Origin of the sequence: Streptomyces djakartensis, from assembly GCF_014651075.1 — a bacterium.
Lineage (GTDB): Bacteria > Actinomycetota > Actinomycetes > Streptomycetales > Streptomycetaceae > Streptomyces > Streptomyces djakartensis.
The window spans coordinates 1-1,924 of the sequence record NZ_BMWE01000049.1 but is presented as its reverse complement, the minus strand read 5'-3'; the positions used below and the strand labels follow the sequence as shown (position 1 = coordinate 1,924).

The following is a 1,924-nucleotide window of genomic DNA, read 5'->3' as shown; positions in this document are numbered from 1 at the left end:
GACGTCGCCCATGCCGTCGCCGTGGTGCGGGAGGACCGTCCCGGCGACCAGCGGCTGGTGGCCTACGTGGTGGCCGCGCCGGGAGCGGTGCCGGATCCGGCCGGGCTGCGGGCGTATGCCGCTCGTGCGCTGCCGGAGCCCATGATCCCGTCCGTGGTGGTGCCCCTGGACGCGCTGCCCCTCACCCCGAGCGGGAAACTGGCCCGCCGGGACCTGCCCGCCCCTTCCGCGGCGGAGTCCGGACGGGCCCCGCGTACGGCTGCGGAGGAGACCTTGGCCGGCCTGTTCGCAGAGGTACTCGACGTCTCCGACGTCGGCGTCGACGACGGGTTCTTCACCCTCGGTGGCCACTCGCTGCAGGGGATCCGGCTGCTGAGCAGGATCCGGTCCGAGCTCGGTGCGGAGCTTTCGGTACGGGACCTGTTCGAGGCGCCCACGGTGGCGGGCCTGGCAGCCCGGATCGACGTCGGGGGTGAAGAACGGCCTGCCCTGCGCGCGGCGGCCCACCGCCCGGACGTGCTTCCGCTGTCCTTCGCGCAGCGCCGGCTGTGGTTCCTGCACAAACTGGAAGGGCCCAGCCCGACCTACAACATGCCCTTCGCGCTGCGCCTGCGGGGCGTGGTGGACCACGCCGCGCTGCTTGCGGCCCTCGCCGACGTGGTCACGCGGCACGAGGTACTGCGCACGGTCTATCCCGAGGTCGACGGGACCCCGCGTCAGCTGATTCTCGCCGCGGAGCAGGCCGCGCCCGGACTGCCGGTACGCGAGGTGGACGAAGCGGGGCTCGCCGATGCGCTCACCGCCGCGGCCGGCCACCGGTTCGACCTGACCAGTGGGACACCGTTCCACGCCGAGTTGCTCGCCCTCGGCGCCGACGAGCACGTGCTGGTGCTCGTCCTGCACCACATAGCCGGGGACGGCTGGTCGAACGGCCCGCTGGCCCGGGATCTCTCCGAGGCCTACGCGGCCCGCTGCTCCGGTCAGGCCCCGGCGTGGGCGCCGCTGCCCGTCCAGTACGCGGACTACACCCTGTGGCATCACGATCTCCTCGGACGTGAGGACGACCCCGAGAGCCTGATCTCCCGACAGACGGCGTACTGGGCCGATGCACTGGCAGACCTCCCGGAAGAACTGGCACTCCCTGCGGACCGGCCTCGCCCGGCAGTCGCCGGCCACCAGGGCGGACGCGTGCCGTTCGCCCTGGGCGCGACGGCACACGCCCGGCTCCGCGAGCTCGCCCGCGACTGCGACGCCAGCCTGTTCATGGTGCTGCAGGCCGCGCTTGCCGCTCTGCTCAGCAGGCTGGGGGCCGGAACCGACATACCTCTGGGCACGCCGATCGCGGGCCGCACCGACGAAGCGCTCGACGAGGCGGTCGGCTGTTTCGTCAACACCCTCGTGCTGCGGACCAGCACCTCGGGCAACCCCGCCTTCACCGACCTGGTGGCCCGTGCCCGCCAGACCAGCCTGTCCGCCTACGCCCACCAGGACGTGCCCTTCGAGCACCTGGTCGAGGTACTCGAACCGGCCAGGTCGCTCGCCCGGCACCCGCTGTTCCAGGTGATGCTGGTCCTGGACGACAACACCGAGCCCCGGCTCGACCTGCCCGGCCTGCAGGCCAACCCCCTGCCGGTCGGGACCGCGGCGGCGAAGTTCGACCTCTCCTTCACCGTGGCCGAGCAGGACGGCAAGGACGGCGAGGCGGTCGGGATCAGCGGTGCGCTCGACTATGCGAGCGACCTGTTCGACCACGGCACGGCCCAGGACCTGGCGGGGCGCTTTGTGCGGTTGCTGGATGCGGTGGCGGCTGATCCGGGTCGGCGTGTCGGGGAGTTGGAGATTCTCGACGGCGCCGAGCGTGAGCGGGTGCTGGTGGGGTGGAACGACACGGCGCGTGTGGTGGCGTCGGCGACGTTGCCTGAGT

The 1,924-nt window shown here is 72.5% G+C and carries 1 protein-coding gene; it reads left to right on the top strand.

All coding sequences use genetic code 11. From position 1 onward, the window contains the following. The coding region (locus tag IE212_RS34395) for a condensation domain-containing protein (RefSeq protein ID WP_229864726.1) at positions 1 to 1,924 on the top strand (1,924 nt) is incomplete at both ends.